The organism is Streptosporangium sp. NPDC004631 (genome assembly GCF_053601935.1).
The window spans coordinates 160884-179458 of sequence record NZ_JBSGCR010000010.1 but is presented as its reverse complement, the minus strand read 5'-3'; the positions used below and the strand labels follow the sequence as shown (position 1 = coordinate 179458).

At 71.4% G+C, this 18575-nt stretch carries 13 protein-coding genes; 7 read left to right on the top strand and 6 right to left on the bottom strand.

Annotated elements, in window-relative coordinates; all coding sequences use genetic code 11:
• Positions 1-29: 29 nt before the first annotated feature.
• Positions 30-590: a toll/interleukin-1 receptor domain-containing protein gene (locus tag ACWEF2_RS13425; protein ID WP_453814900.1), complete on the bottom strand. Its 561-nt coding sequence runs from the start codon at positions 588-590 to the stop codon at positions 30-32.
• Positions 591-695: 105 nt separating this feature from the next.
• Here ACWEF2_RS13425 and ACWEF2_RS13420 point away from each other — a divergent pair, with 105 nt between their 5' ends.
• The 5 genes from ACWEF2_RS13420 to trpS all read left to right on the top strand — a co-directional run bounded on the left by ACWEF2_RS13420 (position 696) and on the right by trpS (position 9983).
• Entirely contained in the window at positions 696-4910 is a 4215-nt protein-coding gene (locus ACWEF2_RS13420) for a tetratricopeptide repeat protein (protein WP_453814898.1), read from the top strand.
• A 130-nt stretch (positions 4911-5040) separates the two neighbouring features.
• Positions 5041-7107, top strand: a complete 2067-nt coding sequence (locus ACWEF2_RS13415; protein WP_453814896.1) for a DUF6421 family protein — start codon at positions 5041-5043, stop codon at positions 7105-7107.
• Entirely contained in the window at positions 7104-7742 is a 639-nt protein-coding gene (locus tag ACWEF2_RS13410; RefSeq protein WP_453814894.1) for an SDR family NAD(P)-dependent oxidoreductase, read from the top strand. The genes ACWEF2_RS13415 and ACWEF2_RS13410 overlap by 4 nt, the downstream gene beginning before the upstream one ends.
• A gap of 60 nt (positions 7743-7802) precedes the next feature.
• Positions 7803-8867, top strand: coding sequence for a threonine aldolase family protein (locus ACWEF2_RS13405; RefSeq protein WP_453814892.1), 1065 nt, complete (start codon positions 7803-7805; stop codon positions 8865-8867).
• Between the two features lie 150 nt (positions 8868-9017).
• Positions 9018-9983, top strand: coding sequence for a tryptophan--tRNA ligase (trpS, locus tag ACWEF2_RS13400; RefSeq protein ID WP_453814891.1), 966 nt, complete (start codon positions 9018-9020; stop codon positions 9981-9983).
• 97 nt (positions 9984-10080) lie between these two features.
• Here trpS and ACWEF2_RS13395 read toward each other — a convergent pair whose 3' ends face one another.
• Both ACWEF2_RS13395 and ACWEF2_RS13390 read right to left on the bottom strand, forming a co-directional pair.
• Complete coding sequence (locus ACWEF2_RS13395) at positions 10081-10380, bottom strand: DUF3467 domain-containing protein (protein ID WP_453814889.1); 300 nt, start codon at positions 10378-10380, stop codon at positions 10081-10083.
• Between the two features lie 96 nt (positions 10381-10476).
• Positions 10477-11064, bottom strand: coding sequence for a DUF305 domain-containing protein (locus tag ACWEF2_RS13390; RefSeq protein WP_453814888.1), 588 nt, complete (start codon positions 11062-11064; stop codon positions 10477-10479).
• 176 nt (positions 11065-11240) lie between these two features.
• Here ACWEF2_RS13390 and ACWEF2_RS13385 point away from each other — a divergent pair, with 176 nt between their 5' ends.
• Positions 11241-11954 carry a DUF3105 domain-containing protein gene (locus ACWEF2_RS13385; RefSeq protein WP_453814886.1) on the top strand — a complete coding sequence of 238 codons (714 nt, stop codon included), beginning with the start codon at positions 11241-11243 and terminating at the stop codon, positions 11952-11954.
• Between the two features lie 193 nt (positions 11955-12147).
• On the opposite strand, the gene ald is transcribed toward ACWEF2_RS13385, so the two are convergent.
• Positions 12148-13263: an alanine dehydrogenase gene (gene ald, locus ACWEF2_RS13380; protein ID WP_453814884.1), complete on the bottom strand. Its 1116-nt coding sequence runs from the start codon at positions 13261-13263 to the stop codon at positions 12148-12150.
• Positions 13264-13737: 474 nt separating this feature from the next.
• On the opposite strand from ald, the gene ACWEF2_RS13375 reads away from it, so the two are divergent.
• Positions 13738-14517: a SecDF P1 head subdomain-containing protein gene (locus ACWEF2_RS13375; protein ID WP_453814882.1), complete on the top strand. Its 780-nt coding sequence runs from the start codon at positions 13738-13740 to the stop codon at positions 14515-14517.
• A 137-nt stretch (positions 14518-14654) separates the two neighbouring features.
• Here ACWEF2_RS13375 and ACWEF2_RS13370 read toward each other — a convergent pair whose 3' ends face one another.
• The gene (locus ACWEF2_RS13370) at positions 14655-16043 is read right to left on the bottom strand and encodes an NCS2 family permease (RefSeq protein ID WP_453814881.1); all 1389 of its coding nucleotides are present in this window, start codon (positions 16041-16043) and stop codon (positions 14655-14657) included.
• A 33-nt stretch (positions 16044-16076) separates the two neighbouring features.
• Positions 16077-18311 carry a xanthine dehydrogenase family protein molybdopterin-binding subunit gene (locus ACWEF2_RS13365; RefSeq protein ID WP_453814879.1) on the bottom strand — a complete coding sequence of 745 codons (2235 nt, stop codon included), beginning with the start codon at positions 18309-18311 and terminating at the stop codon, positions 16077-16079.
• Positions 18312-18575: the final 264 nt, after the last annotated feature.

Below are 18575 nucleotides of genomic sequence, written 5' to 3'. Positions count from 1 at the left end.
TTCGCGGCGCATCCCGCCTGTTTGGAGGGTCACGCCGTTCTCCGCAGGGCTTCGGCCAGCTTGGTGACGCGCTGATCGTAGGTTGCCTCCGAGACGTCGCGTAGGTCGCTGTAGAAGCGGGTCCTGGCGAACTCCGGCAGGTCCACGTCCTTGACGAGGACCGGGATGAAGAGCCGGCCGGTCTCGAAGGATCTCTGCATCAGCAGGTAGTACTCGTTCCGCACCCAGCCGCTGGCCATCGAGGCGGGGCTGAAGACGAGCATGCCGTGCGACGAGTTCCTGATGGCCTCCTCCACGCCGTGGACCAGGGGCATGCCCGGGGTGAGCGCCACCTCGTCGAGGGCGATGTGCAGTCCCCGTCGCCTGAGCCGTTCGGCCAGGTCCCTCACCAGGTCGCCGTCCTCGTGGGCGTAGGAGATGAACACGTCGTAGCCGGTCGTCACGGGAGGCGTCCCCGCGTCGGAGGGCGCCGGGGTGCGGGGCGCATGTCTCCTGGAGAGCCGGTCGCGCACCGGCACCCAGGCGAAATAGGCGCCCGCGATGCCCGCCACGGCACTGATCACGGCGATGGTCAGCCCCGCGATGTCCATGCCTTCAGGCTATGAGGTGAGGCGTTTCCATGGTCGGAAGTCGCAGTAAGTGGTCAACTATCCGTATACGTAATCCCGCATTTGCGTCAAGGCGGTGAAGACTTCGTGAACGAACCGGTGGCGGAGACCTATGACGTCTTCATCGTGCACGCCCAGGACGACCTCGAATGGGCCAGGCAGGTCCAGGCGAGGCTGTCGGAGGACGGGTTCCGGGCGGCGCTTGAGGACTACCTGCCCGGCGACATCATCGTGCGCAGGATCGAGGAGCTGATCCGCGCGTCCAGGACCTGCGTGTTCGTCTACAGCCGGGCGATCGAGGCCGACCCGATGGCGGACGCCAAGTACGCGGCCCTGGTCTCGGAGGCCGAGGCGCGGAGGTTCGTCCCGGCGCTGCTCGACGACGTCCCGCTGGGGCCGTTCGCGGCGTCCAGGAAGCCGCTGGACTTCCGGGGTGAGGACCGGGACGGGCCCTATCGGGAGCTGCTGCGCGTCCTGGGCGTGGACCGTTCCGCGGGGATCCCGCTCCCGTCCCACCGGAGGCACCGGCTCGAAGGCGCGCGGGAGGTGCTGCTCGGGATCGGGCGGGACGCGGTCGTCTTCGCGCCGGGGGAGTCGCAGGAGGTCTCCCATCGGCCGGAGCCGTTCAGCCGTGCCGTGGAGGAACGGGTGTGGCAGCTCGACCGGGCACGGCGGGGCAGCGGCGGGCTGCCCGCCCCCACCAAGGACGGCACGGTGGCCGGGCGGCCGGGGGCGCTGCTGGAGGCCAGGCTGGGTGAGGCCGGGGCGGAGCTGGGGGAGACCTTCCTGGCGGGAGCGGCGGGGAAGGCGCTGGCCGCCGTGATCACCGAGGCGGAGGCGGAGAACCGGGCGCTCCGCCTCGGGCTCCAGGTGGACGACGAGTTCGCCGGGCTGCCGTGGGAGACGCTCGTCCTGCCGGGCCAGGCCGAGCCGCTGGCGCTGCACCCGCACGTGGAGCTCTTCCGTCACCTCCCGGGCGCCGGATGCCCCACCGCGATGCGGATCCTCGCCCCGCTGCGGATCCTGGCCGTGGTCGCGGCCCCCGAGGGGCCGGACAGCGGGCCGCTGCTCGACCTGGAGGCGGAGCTGGGGGTCATCCTCGACTCGGTCGAGGAGGCCCGGCGGCACGCCGCCGCGCACGTGCGGATCCTCAACGAGGGCACCCTCGACGCGATCGAGACCGCGCTCAAACAGGAGCGCTTCCACGTGCTCCACGTCTCCTGCCACGCCGGGCCCGACGCGCTGCTGCTGGAGGACGAGCACGGCGGGACCGACCGGGTGACGGCCGCCCGGCTGGCCGGGGCGATCCCCCGGGACAGAGGGGTGCCGCTGGTCGTGCTCTCCGGCTGCTCCACGGCCCTGGACGTCCGGGAGGGCGACGGCGGGGCCGCGCTCGCCGGGCTGGCGCGCGGGCTGTCGGAGGCCGGGGTTCCGGCCGTGCTGGCGATGACCGCGCCGGTGACCGACCGCTACGCGACCCTGCTCAGCGGCGCCCTCTACCGCGAGCTGGCCGTACGGCCGGAGCCCGACGTGCTGACCGCGCTGTCCGAGGCCCGCCGGGACCTGGAGCGGAGACGCCGCGACGCGGACGGCTGGGAGTCGGACCTCGTGGAGTGGGCCACCCCGGCACTGTTCCTGCGCGGTCCGTCCCTGTCGCTCTACGACGTGACCGAGGGGGTGGACGCGGGCCTCAGGCCGCCGAAGGTCGTCTCCTTCGCCCCGGGCGTGGTGGTCAGGGACGTCGGTGACTTCGTCGGCCGCCGCGCGGATCTCCGCACGCTTCTGGCCGCGCTCCGCGGCCGTCCCGGCGTGCTGCTGCACGGGATCGGCGGCGTCGGCAAGAGCAGCCTGGCCGCCGAGCTGAGCCGCCGCCTCCGTGACGACGCCGGTCTGGTGGTCTCGGTCGTCGGCCGCGCCGGCCCCGACCAGATCATGAAGGCCGTCGGGGACAGGCTCCTGGCCGTCGCCTTCGCCTTCGGCCCGGAGGGGGAGGAGCTGCGAAACCTGGCCCTGTCCCTGCGTGAACCGGAGTATCCGCCGCCGGTACGGCTCGACGCGCTGGGCCAGGCCCTGGCGAGGATACCCGCGGCCCTGGCCGGGAGGATCGGCCTTCCCCCGATCACCCTGCTGCTCGACAACTTCGAGGACAACCTCGACCGTACGGCGGGCTTCTCCTTCCTGGACGGCGATCTGCCGGGTTTCCTGGCGGCGTGGCTCCGGGCCGGGAGGCTCATCGTCACCAGCCGTCACCCCTTCACACTGCCCGGCGACTCCGGTGATCTTCTCCACCCCCATCACCTCGGGCCGCTCTCCCTCGCCGAGGCCCGCAAGCTGATGTGGCGGCTGCCCGGCCTGGACGCGCTGCCGGAGGCGGAGCGGCAGCGGGCCTGGCTCGACGTGGGCGGTCATCCCCGGACGCTGGAGTATCTGGACGCGCTGCTCCGTGGTGGTGAGGCCCGCTTCCCCGACATCACCCGCCGGATGGAACGGCTGCTCGGGGAGCGCGGTCTCCCCGACCCGGCGGGGTGGCTGAGTGGTGCCGGCTCCGGGCTGGACCTGGCGCTGGCGGAGGCGATCACGCTGGCGGTGGACGACACGCTCCTGCGTGATCTGGTCGGGCTGCTGGACGACCTCTCCCGCGAACTGCTGATCGGGGCGTCGGTGTACCGGCTGCCGGTGGACCGGGTCGGGGTGGCGTGGCCGGTCGGCACACCGGTGGAGGCGGATCCGGCGCGGGAGGAGAGGCTGCGCCGGCTGGACGAGCTGGTGAAGCGGGCCGGTGAGAACAACCCCGAGGTGAGGGTCGAGGAGCTGGGATTGTCGCAGCGGGAGCTGGAACAGGCGTACGAGGACGTGGCGTCCTGGCAGGCGCCGCAGGTGGTCGAGCCGCGGGGAGTGGACGAGGCCCTGGAGAGGCTCGCCCGGCTGGGACTCCTGGCCCCCGGCAGCCGTTCCGACGGTCCCGGCGGCCCCGACGCTCCCCACGGCTCCGGTGGCTCCGGCGCGGAGCGGCTGTTCACGGTGCACCGGTGGACGGCGGCGACGCTGGCCCGCCCGGAGATCACCCCGGCCGAGCGGGTGCAGGCGGCGCACACCGCCGCCGCGCGGTTCTGGAGGTGGCGGGTGGAGAACCGGCCGCGGGATCCGCAGCGCAACCTCGTCGAGATGCTGGAGCTCCGGTTTCACTGTCACGCCTCGGGTGACCTGGACGCCGCCGCGAGGGTGACGGACCAGGTGTGCGAGCGGCTGCACAGGTGGGGGGCGTGGAGCTGGGCGGAGCAGCTCTACGAGGAGGAGCTGACCTGGTTTCCCGTCGCCGGCCAGGAACGGGCCGTCTGCCTCCACCAGCTCGGGGTGCTCGCCCACGATCGGGGTGAGTTCGACCGGGCGCTGGAGTGCTACCGCCGGGCTCTGGCCGTCGCGGAGGAGGTCGGCGACCGGACCAGGATGGCCGCGAGCCTGCATCAGCTCGGGGTGCTCGCTCACAATCGGGGTGAGCTCGGCCAGGCGGTGGAGTTCTCCCGCCGGTCCCTGGCCCTCCATGAGGAGATCGGTGACCGGCTGGGCGTGGCCGCCGGGTACGGCCAGCTCGGGGTGCTCGCCCACGATCGGGGTGAGTTCGACCGGGCGGTGGAGCACTACCGCCGGTCCCTGGCCGCCCACGAGGAGATCAAGGAGCAGAGGGGCGTGGCCCACATCCTGCACCGGCTCGCCATGGTCGCCCAGCAGAGGGGGGAGCCCGGCCGGGCGCTGGAGTACTACCGCCGGTCCCTGACGATCAGGGAGGAGATCGGTGATCGGGGTGGTCTGGCCGCGGGCCTGCACCAGCTCGGGGTGCTCGCCCACGGCCGGGGTGAGATCGGGCAGGCGGTGGAGCACTATCGGCGGGCCCTGGCCATCCACGAGGATCTCGGCGACCAGGTGGGCATGGCCGCGGGGTACAGCCAGCTCGGCGTGCTCGCCTACCAGCGTATGGAGTTCGACCGGGCGCTGGAGTACTACGGCCGGGCCCTGGTCATCACCGAGCGGCACGGCAACCGCGCGGGCATGGCCGTCGGCTACAACCAGATCGGCGGGTTGCACACCGAGGCGGGCCGGGCGGCCGAGGCCCTCGCCTACACCGTGGCCGGTCTGGTCATCCAGGTCGAGCTTCAGTCCCCCGACGTCCGCAACAGCCTGTACTGGCTCGGCCGGCAGCGCGAGCTGCTGGGCGAGGGGGAGTTTGGGCGGCTGCTGGCCGAGTATCTCGACGCCGAGTCCGTAAACACCGTTATCGGCTGGCTCGACCGGCCCCCGGGATGACCCTTGGCCGTCGTTCCGGCCCGGGAAGATCCTTGATCTGCGACCGGGGTGGACCGTAAGGGATGTGTCAACACCTGGGCATATTGTGTATATTTTCCGTCATAAGATCTCATTTGAGGGAGGATTTACCGTGCACGCTTTCCCGCGGGTGCTGTTCGACGAGGCACACAACGAGTCGTGGACCATCCGCAGGGACGTGGCCGAAACGATGAATCCGGGCCACCCGGACGACAGCAGCTACGCCCGCGCCGCGCAGCTGCTCCGCCGCCTGGGCCACACCGTGGCCGCGCACACCGAGGGACCGGTCACCCCGGCCCTGCTGAGCGCGCAGGACGTCCTCGTCATCGCGCACCCCTCCGCGGAGCGCTGGGAACGTACCACCGGACTGGGCAGCCCCGTCCTCCCCGTCGAGGAGCTCGACGCGATCGAGGACTACGTGAGCGGCGGCGGCGGGTTGGTCGTCCTGGCCGAGTGCGAGCAGGAGAAGTACGGCAGCAACCTGGAGGAACTGCTCGCCCGGTTCGGTGTCGGCGTCGAGCACACCACCGTCCAGGACCCGCGCAACGCCCACAACGGCGTGGCCGCCTGGGTGCTGGGCGTCCCCGGCCGCCCCGCGGAGCACGACCTGCTGGCCGGGGCCCGCCGGGCGTGCTTCTACCGGGCCGGCGCCCTGACCGGTCCCGAGCACGCGACCGTGCTGTTCTCGACGTCCCCCACCGCCGACCCGGCGGGGGCGCCGCTGGCGCTGGCCGTACGGCACGGCGAGGGCAGGGTCGTGGTCGTCGCCGACTCCGACCTGTTCGGCGACGACTCGATCGGCGACTACGACCACGCCGCGCTCTGGGGCAACCTCGTCACCTGGGTCGCCCGCGTCCCCGTCCCCGCGGCGACGAGGGAGCCGGAGGCCCGGGCCGCCTTCCGGGAACTCAAGGAGGCCGTCGAGGCGCTCAAGCCACTCCAGGCCAAGGACGGCTCCATCGAGGGCGACCGCGACCGGGCGGCCGGGCTGATCGCCGAGATCGCCGACCACGTGGTACGGCTCGCCCCCCGCTTCCCCCACGACGAGACCTACCTCGCCGCGGTGGTCGCCGACCTCCGCGGGTGGGTGGAGCAGGGTCTGGGCGTGCCCGACTTCCTGGACTCCCTCAACGCCTTCCACCCCGACGCCCAGCGGGTGGACGGGCTGGAGCACCTGGTCGTCTTCCCGATGTACACCCAGAACGGCACCACCTTCCGCTATATCGAGGCCGTCTGGATCCGCACCGTCTGGCCCGAGTGGCTGGCCGAGCTGGAGCGCGGGCGCTACGACAACCCGCTCTTCGTGCCGATCGCCTTCGAGGACTTCACCTCCGGCTACGACACCAACTCCGCGGTGCTCTTCCCCGAGACCGTCGCCGTCCGCGAGACCCCGGCCCGCTTCACCTGGGGCGGCATCTTCTGCGACCGTGAGGCCGCCAGGTTCCGCGCGGTGAGCAGGGCCGCCGCGACCACGCTCAAGCTGGCGCTGCCGCCGGACGCGGCCAGGCTGATCGAGTCGCAGGAGCTGGCCCAGGACACCTTCGTGCTCTGGGACCTGATCCACGACCGCACCCACAGCCACGGCGACCTGCCGTTCGACCCGTTCATGATCAAGCAGCGCATGCCGTACTGGCTGTACTCCCTGGAGGAGCTCCGCTGCGACCTGACCGCGTTCGGTGAGGCCGTGCAGCTGGAGCGGGAGGGCGTGCCGCACGCCCGCTACGTCCAGCTCGCCATCCTGTTCGACCGGCTGTTCCGTTTCCCCATCACCGGCGAGCGGGTCCGTAACTACGACGGCCTCGGAGGTCAGCTCCTCTTCGCCTACCTGCACCGCAACGACGTCGTCCGCTGGACCGACAACCGGCTGAGCGTCGACTGGGCCCGGCTCGCCGACGGCGTCGCGGACCTGCGCGGCGAGGTGGAGAAGCTCTACCGCGACGGGATCGACCGCGCCAAGCTCGCCCACTGGCTGGCCGCGCACCAGCTCGTCGCGGCCTACGTGGAGCCGCACCCGGCCTCCGTCTGGCACCGCGGCGTGGACGCGCTGCCGGTCGAGGGTTTCCCGAAGACCGTGGTGGACGCGGTGCTCCCCGACGAGTTCCCCCTGAGCATGTTCTACGAGGCCCTGCGCCGTAAGCTCGGCGATGTCGTCGAATCCACGAAGGGGATCCGAGCATGATCATCCTTGTTGCCGGCGCGGCCGGTCCCGCGGGCCGGGCCGTCGTACGACGCTTCACGGACAAGGGCCACACGGTCATCGGCGTCGACAGGTCCGGCGCCGCCGGGACGCTCCCGGTCGACCTGCTCGACCTCGACGCCGTGAAGCGGCTCGCGGCGGACATCGAGGCCGAGCACGGCAGGGTGGACGGCATCGTGCACCTGGTGGGCGGCTGGCGCGGCTCGGCGACCTTCGCCGAGACCAGGCTGGAGGACTGGGACCTGCTGCACGACCTGCTGGTCCGCACCCTCCAGCACGTCACGCTCGCCTTCGAACCGCTGCTCAAGGCGAGCGGGCGCGGCCGGTTCGCCATCGTCTCGGCCAAGGCAGCCGAGCGCCCCACCCAGGGCAACGCCGCCTACGGCGCCGCCAAGGCGGCCTCCGAGGCCTGGACCCTGGCCTTCGCCGACGCCCTGGAGGGCACCGGCTCCACGGCGAACATCCTGGTCGTCAAGGCGCTGGTGAACCAGGCCATGCGCGAGGCGAACCCGGAGCGGAGCTTCCCCGGGTACACCGACGTCGACGACGTCGCCGAGGCCGTCGACGCCCTTTGGGACACCGACGCCAACGGCACCAGGATCGACCTCACCCGCTGAGGGCGAGAGGCACGACAGCGGCCGGCCACCAGCCGCCGGCCGCTCCGCTGAGAGGAAGAAGTGACGGACGCGATCCGCAGGCACGACCCCCGGGTGAAGGGCTTCGCCAGCGACAACTACGCCGGGGTCCACCCGGAGATCCTTCAGGCGATCGCCCTCGCCAACGAGGGACACCAGGCCGCCTACGGCGACGACGTCTACACCGAGGCGCTCCAGAGGATCTTCAGGGGGCACTTCGGCCCGGAGGCCGAGGTCTGGCCGGTGTTCAACGGCACCGGCGCCAACGTGGTCGCGCTCCGCGCGATGACCGCGCACTGGGAGGCGGTGGTCTGCGCCGAGTCGGCGCACGTCCACACCGACGAGGGCGGGGCGCCGGAACGGTCGGCGGGGCTCAAACTGCTCACCGTCCCCACCCCGGACGGCAGGCTCACCCCCGAGCTGATCGACACCCAGGCGTGGGGGTTCGGCGACGAGCACCGCGCGCAGCCCAAGGTCGTCTCGATCACGCAGACCACCGAGCTGGGCACCCTCTACACCCCCGAGGAGATCGCGGCCATATCCGAGCACGCCCACGGGCTCGGCATGCTCGTCCACCTCGACGGAGCCCGCATCACCAACGCAGCCGCCGCGCTGGACGTGCCGCTGCGCGCGTTCACCACGGACGCGGGGGTGGACGTGCTCTCCTTCGGCGGCACCAAGGCCGGGATGATGTTCGGTGAGGCCGTCGTGGCGCTCAACCCCGACGCCGTGCGCGGCCTGCGCTACCTGCGCAAGACCGCGATGCAGCTCGCCTCCAAGATGCGGTTCGTCTCTGTGCAGTTCGAGGCGCTGCTCGCGGGCGACCTGTGGCTGCGCAACGCCCGCAACGCCAACGCCATGGCCACGCGGCTGGCCGATGCCGTACGGGAGATCCCCGGCGTTCAGGTGCCGCGCCCGGTGCAGGCCAACGCGGTCTTCGCGATCCTGCCGCCCGAGGTGACCCGGCGCCTGCAGAAACGCTTCCGCTTCTACATCTGGAACGAGGCCGTGGGCGAGGTGCGGTGGATGACCGCGTTCGACACCACGGAGGCCGACGTGGACGCCTTTGCCGCCGCGGTGGCGAAGGAGATAGGATCCCTGCCATGAACACGCACAGTCTGGGTCTGTGGCGGGCCGCCCAACGGCGGGCCCGCTAGCCAGTCCAGACTGCGCAACCAGACGGCCGCCGTGAACCGGCGGCCGTTTCTCGTTGTCACGCCCCCGGTGCGCGGCGGTCCTTCCACCAAAGGAGCGACCATGACCAAGCGGGCCTTCTCCGCGTTCAAACCGACCGGACACCTGACGCTCGGCAACCTCCTGGGCGCGATCGTGCCCGCCGTACGGCTCCAGGACGAGGCGGACTGCGTCTACGCGGTGGCCGACCTGCACGCCCTGACCGTCAGACACGACCCCGACCGGCTGCGCGCCCGCACCCTGGAGGCGGCGACCCTGCTGCTCGCCTGTGGTCTGGACCGGTCGCTGGTCTACATCCAGTCACGGGTGCCCGCCCACACCGAGCTGGCCTATCTGCTGGAGAGCACCGCCTATTTCGGGGAGATGCGGCGGATGATCCAGTTCAAGGAGAAGTCCGCGGGTCAGGAGGAGGTACGGCTGTCGCTGCTCACCTACCCCGCGTTGATGGCCGCCGACATCCTGCTGCACCGGGTGGACCTGGTGCCCGTGGGGGAGGACCAGCGCCAGCACGTCGAGCTGACCCGGGACCTGGCCCTGCGGTTCAACCGCCTGTACGGCCAGACCTTCACCGTGCCCGAGGCCGTTCACCCCCGGCTCGCGGCCCGGGTCATGGACCTGACCATGCCCACGGCCAAGATGGGCAAGTCCGACGGCTCGGTTGCCGGGACGATCTACCTGCTTGACCCGCCCGCCGACGTTCGCCACAAGATCATGCGAGCGGTGACCGACTCCGGCACCGAGGTCCGCCATGACCCGCTAGACAAGCCCGGCGTCTCCAACCTGCTCACCCTGCTCGCGGTCTGCTCGGGGCAGCCGATCGACTCGTTCGCCCACCAGACGTACGGCGCGCTCAAGCGGGAGACCGCCGATGCGGTGGTGGAGACGTTGCGACCCGTCCAGGAACGCTATGCGGAGCTGTCGGCCGACCCGGCCGAGCTGGCGCGGACCCTCGCCGCCGGGGCGGCCAGGGCCGTCGAGCGCACAGCGGACCTGATGGTCGCGGCCCGCCGGGCCATCGGCGTGCTCTGAGAGGCCGGTGGGCGTCGCGTGTCCGGGACCCGGTGGACCTCACGGACCTCGGGGCCCCGGTGGACGACCTCGCGGGCCGGTTCTCCGAGCGGGGCCGTCAGCCCTTGTGGCCGGTTTCGTGCTCGTAGGCGGTGAGCTGCTGTTCGAGGGCCTTCATCAGCTCGAACACCTGACTCGGCGGAATGCGGATCCGGCTGACGATCCGGGTCGGCACGCTGACGAAGTGCTGCCCGGACGAGGGGTCGTTGGCGAGCTGAGGCGGTCTGGTGATCACTGCGAAGTCCAGGACGAAACCATCCTGGGTGTGCCACACCGAAGCGAAGTTGGCGTACTGCCCGGATTCCACCTCGGCGGAGATGCTCACCTCCAGGCGGTTCTCCGGTTCGTCGTTCACCATGCTGTTCTGTCTCCTCCGGCCAGGTTGGCTCCATGCTGCCCTGGCCGGGAACCGGCCGCGCAGGGACGCGCCGACGTCATCAAAGGGCCGACGTCGTCAAAGGATGGAGGGCAGCGGCTGGGCACCGCGCTGCCGCAGCATCTCGGTCATCAGTTTGATCTCTCCGGTCTGGCCGTCGACGATGTGCCGTGCCGTGGCGGCCACCTCGTCACGGTCCGACAGTCTCAGCAGGCCCCGGCTCATCTGCACGCCGCCCTCGTGATGGCGGATCATGAGCTGGAGGAAGAGGATCTCCTGCTCCTTGCCGGTGGCCTCGCGGAGCCTCGTGAGCTCCTCCTCACCGGCCATGCCGGGCATGGCGGCGGACGCCGACGCGCCGTGGCCGTGACCGGCCATCCACGCCATCGACGGCCGCTCGCCGGACTGGTCGAGCCCCCACTGCTGCAGCCATCCGCTGAACATCCCCCGCTGGGCGGTCTGGGTGACGATGATGTCGTAGGCCAGCCGCCGCAGTATCTCGTCCTCACTGCCGTCCCTGACGATGAAGGACATCTCGACGGCCTGGGCGTGGTGGACGGCCATGTCGCGGGCGAACCCCGCCTCCGGCGAGGCGTCGGTGGGGGCCGTGCCTCTCCCGGTCACCAGCAGCAGGACGGCGGCCGTGGCCAGACAGGCGAACAGCACCACGAGCGCCGTGCGGCCTCCGGGCCTCGTAATGTTTTCAACGGGGGTTTCCATCGCCTGCCCAGAGTACCCACTATGGCGAATCGTCGCTGTATCACGCATTGTGATTCCTTTATTCTTCACATACCTGGTTAGGGCATAGTGTGACCCGAAGTTGGTTGCCGCCTGGAGGGTCGATGTCGAAGGAAAAAGCGCAGGCGAGGCGGGAGAACCTCGCCCGGATGCGTGAGGAGCAGAAGCGCAAGGAGCGCCGGGCCGCGTTTCTGATGTGGGGCGGTGGCGGTCTGGTCATCGTCCTGCTCGTCGGTCTCGTCGGCTTCTACCTGGTCAACGAGCGGGCGACGACCTCGCTGGACGGCGTCGTCAGCGCCAAGTACCCGGGCGGCATGCACGTCCAGACCAAGGTGGCCTACAAGGAGAACCCGCCGATGGGCGGTGAGCACAACCCGGCCTGGCAGAACTGCGGGATCTACGACCAGCCGGTCAACAGCGAGAACGCCGTCCACTCGATGGAGCACGGTGCCGCGTGGATCACCTACCGCCCGGACCTGCCCAAGGACCAGGTGGCCAAGCTCAAGGAGATGGCCTCCAAGGACTACATGCTGCTGAGCCCGTACCCCGGGCTGCCCGCCAAGATCGTGGTCAGCTCCTGGAACAAGCAGCTCAGGCTGGAGAGCGCGGACGACCCCCGGCTGCCCAAGTACATCGCCAAGTACCGGAACAACAGCGCCGAGACGCCCGAGTTCGGCGCGTCGTGCAGTAGCGGTGTGGGCACCACCACCGCCGAGGCCCCGATCCCGACGGTGGCCCCGACGACCAGCCCGTCCCCGCACGACCCGTCCAAGGCCCCCGTGCCGACCTCGTCGCCCGGCGCCACGCCGGCCTCCTGACCCGCCGGCGCCCCAGGCCGTTCCGCAGGGTCCCCGGTGGGGCGGGTACGGCCGGTGCCGCGCCGGCAGGGCTCCCGAGCTGGCGCCCCCGGCCGCCCCGGCGGTGGTTCTCCGCGTCACGTGTCGTGTCACGGGTACGGTCCCCGCTCACCGGCGGGAGCCGTACCCGCCGGCACCCCGCCGGGCATCTCGGTCAGCTGAGCACCCGCGCCAGGGGCACGGCCTCCAGGCCGTGGGCCTGGGCCACCGGCAGGTTGGCCAGGTGGCCCTCGTGTGTGTTCAGGCCGAGGGCCAGCGCGGGGTCGCCGCGCAGCGCCTCGCGCCAGCCCAGGTCGGCGATGGCCATCGCGTAGGGCAGGGTCACGTTGGTCAGCGCGTACGTCGAGGTGTGCGGGACCGCGCCCGGCATGTTGGCCACGCAGTAGAAGATCGAGTTGTGCACGCGGTAGGTCGGCTTGGCGTGGGTGGTCGGCCGGGAGTCCTCGAAGCAGCCGCCCTGGTCGATGGAGATGTCGACCAGGACCGATCCGGGTCTCATCCGCGACACCAGATCGTTGCCGACCAGTTTGGGCGCCTTGGCGCCGGGCACCAGGATCGCGCCGATGACCAGGTCAGCGGCCAGGACCGCACGCTCCACCTCGTAGCTGTTCGAGGCGACCGTCTGACAGTGCCCCTGATAGATGGTGTCGGCCTGACGGAGCCGGTCGATGTTCTTGTCCAGCAGCACCACCTCGGCCTGCATGCCGAGCGCGATGACCGCGGCGTTCATCCCCGAGACCCCGGCGCCGATCACGACCACGTTGGCCGCGTGCACGCCCGACACCCCGCCCATGAGCACGCCGCGCCCACCCCCGGACCGCATCAGGTGGTAGGCGCCCACCTGCGGGGCGAGCCGCCCGGCGACCTCCGACATCGGGGCCAGCAGCGGCAGGGAGCCGTTCGCGGTCTGCACGGTCTCGTAGGCGATGCCGGTGACGCCCGCTTCGAGCATGGCGTGGGTGCACGCCTCCGACGCCGCCAGGTGCAGGTAGGTGAAGAGCACCTGCCCCTTGCGCATCCGGTGGTACTCCTCGGCGACCGGCTCCTTCACCTTCAGCACCAGATCGCCCTCGGCCCACACGTCGTCCGCCGAGTCCAGGATGACGGCGCCCACGCCCTGGAAGTCGGAGTCGGGGATCGACGATCCGGCACCCGCGTCCGTTTCGACGAAGACCTGATGGCCGTGCCGGACGAACTCATGTGCTCCGGCGGGGGTGAGAGCCACGCGGTACTCGTGGTTCTTGACCTCGCGGGGAACTGCGATCTTCACGGCCCCTCCAGGGTTCGCGCCTCTGTCACCTTCACTGTGCGTTCCCGGGGAAGGGACCACTATCCGCAAGATGGAAGGAATCGACAGGCATTGCTGACAGTCTGTCGACCACTGGAGATTGTCATGTTTTCGGACCTGGCTTGACTTTCCGGTTACCGGGTCCTTTGAGTGATCGGTAGGCTCACCGCGAGCCGATGTGAGAAATACGGGGACATGACGATGGGGATGCACGCGGGGCCGGGTGACTCACCCGTGCCGCAGAGACCTCGGGCCGGCCGCCACAGTCGCTCCCGGCGGGCGCCGAAACCCCCGCCGGGACCTCCGGCCGGGTCTCCGTCCGGATCCTCCCCCGGATCTCCGCCGGGGCCCCCGCCCGGCCTCCCCGGCGGCCCCGGTGTCCCACCCGGCGGGGCGGGGCACCCCCGGGCGAGCCGGGTCACCACGATCCTCCTGATCGTCGCACTGATCGTCGTCGTGCTGACCACCGGTGTGCTCGGCACGCTCGCGGTGCTCATGACCCGCGACCCCGACATGCCGCTCGGCGCCGCGCCTCCCCGGCGCCTGGCGGTCCCCATCCACTTCGCCCCGGTGACGGGCAGTCAGGCCGGTCCCTGCACGGCTCCCGACGCCCTGCCCGACGACCCGGGGCAGACCTGCTACACGCTCGCCGCGGGGGTCAGCGTGAACGCCGTACGGAAGATCGAGGCGGTCCGGGAGCAGAACGGCGCCTACTCGGTCAGGATCGCGTTCGCGCCCGCGTTCCGCGACCAGATCAACGACCTCACCCAGGAGGCGGTCCGGCAGCAGATCGCGATCGTGGTGGGGGAGAAGGTGGTGGCGGCACCCAGGGTCGCCCAGGTGATCACCGAGGACAGTCTGAGCATCGCGGGTTCCTTCACCAAGGAGCAGGCGGACGCGATGGTCGCCCGGCTGCTCGGCGCCGCCGACACGGCGGGTTCCGGCACTTCTCCGAGCACACAGCCGAGCACCCCGGGAGGCGCCGAGCCGACCGGCGTGCTCACCCCGCCCGCGGTCACGCCCGCCACGGGTACCCCGGCGACGGCCACCACCCGGGCCTCCCAGCCGGCCGCCACCCCCACGGCACGCGGCGACGGCGGTGAGCGGAGGTACCCGGACTGCGCGACCGCGGTCAAGAACGGCTACGGCCCGTATTTCAAGGAGATTCACAAGCAGTACAAGTGGTATGTCGACCGGGACGGGGACGGCGTCGCCTGCGACCCCGGCGACCTCTAGGACCACTCCTCACCGGGTCAGGTGTCCTTCGCGGCGCCGGACCGGCGAGCGGTGACACCGGCCTGATCCGCCCGGCGCCGCCGGGCGGCCCGGCCCGGTGAACGTTCCCAGGCACGCCACCGGACGGGCCTCGGACGCTAGGCGAGGCCCCGGGCGAACATCCCCTGGACGGCCTCGATCGCGAAGTACGCGGCGAAGACCGCGGTGACCACCCAGAGCAGCCAGGGGATCTCCCGGCCCCGGCCGACCGCCGCCTGGACGACCGTGTAGGAGATCATCCCGGCGCCCACGCCGTTGGTGATGCTGTAGGTGAAGGGCATCAGCGCGATCGTCAGGAACGCCGGGACGGCCAGGGACAGGTCGTTCCAGGGGACGTTCCTGGCCTGCGTCATCATCAGCGCGCCGACCAGGACCAGCGCGGGGGCCGCGGCGGCGGCGGGCACCACCGAGGCGATCGGGGTGAAGAACAGGGCCAGCACGAACAGGCCGCCGGTCACCAGGGCGGCCAGGCCGGTCCTGGCCCCCTCACCGACCCCGGCCGCCGACTCCACGAACACCGTGTTCGCCGAGGCGCTGGAGAGGCCGCCGACCGCCCCGGCCACGCCGTCGACGGTCAGGATGGCCCCCAGCCGGGGCACCCGGCCCTCCGCGTCGATCAGGCCCGCCTCGTCGCTCACCCCGATGATCGTGCCCATCGCGTCGAAGAACCCGGAGAGCACCAGTGTGAACAGCACGACCGTCGCGGTCACGGCTCCGGCGCGGCCGAACCCGCCGAACAGGTCCACCCGGCCGATCAGCCCGAGGTCCGGGAGCGCCACCACCCCCTCCGGCACCCGGGGCACCACGACCCCCCACCCCCCGGGCTCGACCCTCGCCACCGAGTCGACCAGGATGGCCAGCACGGCGGTGACCCCGATGCCGATCAGGATGGCCCCCCGGACCTTGCGCACGTAGAGCACGATCACCAGCAGCAGGCCGAAGCAGAAGATCGCGACCGGCCAGCCGGTGAGATGTCCCGTCCTGCCGAGCTGTACCGGCGTCCCCGTCCCCTTGGCGACGAACCCGGCGTCCACCAGCCCGATCAGCGTGATGAACATCCCGATCCCCACGCTGATCGCGTGTTTCAGCGCGAGCGGGATGGAGTTCATGATGAGCCGGCGCAGCCCGGAGATCGCCAGCACCACGATCACCAGGCCCTCCAGCACGACCAGTCCCATCGCCTGCGGCCAGGTCATGTGCGGCGCCGCCTGGTAGGCGACCACCGCGTTCAGCCCCAGCCCCGCCGCGACGCCGAACGGCGCGTTGCCCACCACCCCCATCAGCAGCGTGCTGACCGCGGCCGCGGTGATGGTCGACGCGGTGAGCTGCGGGATCGACAGCTTCGCCCCGGTGACGTCGGTGGCCCCGCCCAGGATGATCGGGTTCAGCAGGATGATGTAGGCCATCGCCATGAACGTGGTGATGCCGCCCCTGACCTCGCGGGCCACCGTCGAGCCCCGCGCCGACAGCTCGAAGAACCGGTCCATGCTCCCTCACCCCTTACCGGGGGTGATCGGTTCCTACCCCCTCAGCGCGATGTCATGGGGCCGGATGGGCACCCGGGGCAGCGGCAGGCCGGTGGCCGCCCGCACGGCCGCGGCGATCGCGGGGGTGGAGGAGAGCGTGGAGGGCTCTCCCGCGCCGCGCAGGCCGTAGGGGGCGTGCGGGTCGGGGTTCTCCAGGATCGACAGCCGCATGGGCGGCATGTCGAGAATGGTGGGGATCAGATAGTCGGTGAACGACGGGTTGAGCACCCGTCCCCGCACCACCTGGATCTCCTCCATCAGCGCCAGCCCCAGCCCCTGCGCCGATCCGCCGTGGATCTGCCCCTCCAGCGCGAGCGGGTTCAGCACCCTGCCCACGTCCTGGACGGCCGCCAGCTCCACCACCTTGACCAGGCCCAGCTCCACGTCCACGTCGACCACGGCCCGGTGCACGCACAGGGCCAGCTGGGTGTGGGAGTCACCCCGCCCGGTGAGGCGGTCCATCGGAAAGGTCGGCCGGTGACGGTACTCCCTGGTCTCCTCGACCGCCCCGGCCCGTTCCAGCGCCTCCTCCAGCGACGCCCCGCCGGCCCGCAGCGTCTCCAGCCGCTCCCGTACGGCCTCGCACGCCGCCTTGACCGCGCCGCCGGTGACGTAGGACTGGCGGGAGGCCGACGAGGAGCCCGCCGAGCCCACCGCCGTGTCGGCCCGCGCGACCGTCACCCGGTCGATGCCCAGCTCTGTCCGGGCGATCTGCTCCTGGACCGTGACCAGCCCCTGGCCCACCTCGGCCGCCGCGGTGTGCACCAGCACGTGCGGCTCGCCGCCGAGCAGCTCCACCCTGACCCGGGCGGTGGAGTAGTCGTCGAACCCCTCCGAGAAGCAGATGTTCTTGATGCCCACGCCGTACCCGACGCCTCGCCGTACCCCCTCGCCGCGGGTGGTCTGCGCGACCCCGCCCGGCATGTCCAGCGGGCCGGTGCCCCGCGCGGCGGGCATCGGCGTCGCGGCGAGCTCCCGGAGCATGTCGGCCAGCGGCGCGGGGGAGTCGATGACCTGACCGGTGGCCAGCGTCGAACCCTGGGAGACCGCGTTGCGGACGCGGATCTCGACGGGGGACAGGCCGCACGCCTCGGCGAGCCTGTCCATCTGCGACTCGTAGGCGTAACAGGCCTGCACCGCGCCGAAACCGCGCATCGCCCCGCAGGGCGGGTTGTTGGTGTAGACGCCGTAGGCGTCGATGTGGACGTTGGGCACCTCGTACGGCCCGACCCCGAGCGAGGCGGCGTTGCCGACCACGGCCGGGGACGAGGAACAGTAGGCGCCGCCGTCGAGCAGGATCTCCGCCCTGACGTAGAGCAGTCTGCCGTCGCCGGTCGCGCCGTGCTCGTAGCGCATCCGGGCCGGGTGCCGGTGCACGTGGCCGAAGAACGACTCCTCGCGACTGTAGACGATCTTCACCGGGCGGCCGGTGCGGAGCGCCAGCATGCAGGCGTGCACCTGCATGGACAGATCCTCCCTGGCGCCGAAGGCGCCGCCGACCCCGGCCAGCGACAGCCGTACCCTCTCCGGTTCCAGGCCCAGGCACGGTGCGATCTGGTCGCGATCCACGTGCAGCCACTGGGTGGCGACGAACAGGTCCACCCCGCCGTCCTCCGCCGGTACGGCCAGCCCGGACTCGGGGCCGAGGAACGCCTGGTCCTGCATGCCGACCTCGTACTCCCCGGTGACCACCACGGGGGCCTCGAAGTCGGAGCCCACCCTGACCGGCTGGTGGCGCAGCACGTTGCCGCGCTCGTGGACCGCCGGGCACGACGGGTCGAAGGCGGCCCGGCGCGGGTCGGTGACCGCCTCGCGGACCTCGTAGTCCACCACGATCGCCTCGGCCGCCCGCCTGGCCGACTCGGGATGGCAGGCGGCGACCAGCGCCACCGGCTCCCCCTGATAGCGGACCTGGTCCACCGCCAGCACCGGCTGGTCCCTGAGCTCCAGGCCGTGGAACTTGGCGCCCGGCACGTCCTCGTGGGTGAGCACCGCCAGCACCCCCGGCATGGCGAGCGCGGCCCCGACGTCGACGGAGCGGATCCAGGCGGACGGGTGGGGGCTGCGCAGCGTCACCCCCCAGATCATGCCGGGGAGGTACAGGTCGGAGGAGTAGGCGAACTCGCCCGTCACCTTCAGCGTCCCGTCGGGGCGCGGGGCGCTCTCGCCGACACCCCGCCCCTGTGCCCGCCGCCGCTGTTCCCGCCGGATCTCGATGCCGCTCACCACAGCAGTACATCAGCCGGGGCGGGGGCGGAACATCGTGGACACGAGGAGAGTCGTCGACACGGCCCGCTACGTTATCCACCGGGTTGAAGAGCTCACCGGTGCGACCCCTCCACGACGGCGGACCGTGTCGACCTGTTTCTCGCTTTACACGCGGACTGACCTACCTGCTAGTCGGGGTAGCTCCAGCCCGCCCGGTGCTCCACCTGGACGTGCAAAGAATACTGACTCACGGCCTGCGAGGGGGCAGACGAATCAGCGCTTGCG

Bases quoted from the DNA above. Each gene is read 5' to 3' on its own strand.
- ACWEF2_RS13410 (WP_453814894.1), top strand. From the start codon at position 7,104: ATGATCATCCTTGTTGCCGGCGCGGCCGGTCCCGCGGGCCGGGCCGTC.
- ACWEF2_RS13395 (WP_453814889.1), bottom strand. From the start codon at position 10,380: ATGGTGAACGACGAACCGGAGAACCGCCTGGAGGTGAGCATCTCCGCC.
- ACWEF2_RS13425 (WP_453814900.1), bottom strand. From the start codon at position 590: ATGGACATCGCGGGGCTGACCATCGCCGTGATCAGTGCCGTGGCGGGC.
- ACWEF2_RS13370 (WP_453814881.1), bottom strand. From the start codon at position 16,043: ATGGACCGGTTCTTCGAGCTGTCGGCGCGGGGCTCGACGGTGGCCCGC.
- trpS (WP_453814891.1), top strand. From the start codon at position 9,018: ATGACCAAGCGGGCCTTCTCCGCGTTCAAACCGACCGGACACCTGACG.
- ACWEF2_RS13385 (WP_453814886.1), top strand. From the start codon at position 11,241: ATGTCGAAGGAAAAAGCGCAGGCGAGGCGGGAGAACCTCGCCCGGATG.